A 483-nucleotide genomic window follows, 5' to 3' on the forward strand; every position below is an offset into this window, starting at 1 on the left:
ATTTTTTAGTGACCGTTTTAGCCATTAGTTTTCTCATATTTTTTCACGAACTTGGCCACTTTTTAGTAGCAAGAATGCTCGGCGTCAAAGTAAATACCTTTAGTATCGGCTTTGGTGAGAAAATTTATACCAAAAACATTGGCGGCACCGACTACTGCCTAAGCGCGATCCCACTTGGTGGATACGTACAACTAAAAGGGCAAGACGACACCGACCCAAAGGCCAAAAACTACGACGCGGACAGCTACAACGTGCTAAGTCCGATAAAGCGTATCTACATCCTCTTTGCTGGGCCATTTTTTAACTTTATCTTGGCGTTTTTTTTATATATATTGCTTGGATTTATCTGAGTTCAGAGACTTGCTCCAACTATCTGCCACATAGCTTAAGTCTCTGCATCTGCAACCTCTGGACTAGCTAAAAATGATAAGCTTTTAGCAATAACTGGCGTAAAGATAACTGATTCGTATGAGTTCAGTACAA

General features: G+C 40.6%; 1 pseudogene. It reads left to right on the forward strand.

The window, feature by feature from the left end:
• Positions 1-483: pseudogene (rseP, locus tag A3223_RS04285) on the forward strand (RIP metalloprotease RseP); the annotation flags it as partial.

Origin of the sequence: Campylobacter concisus, from assembly GCF_002092855.1 — a bacterium.
Classification (GTDB): Bacteria; Campylobacterota; Campylobacteria; order Campylobacterales; family Campylobacteraceae; genus Campylobacter_A; species Campylobacter_A concisus_AI.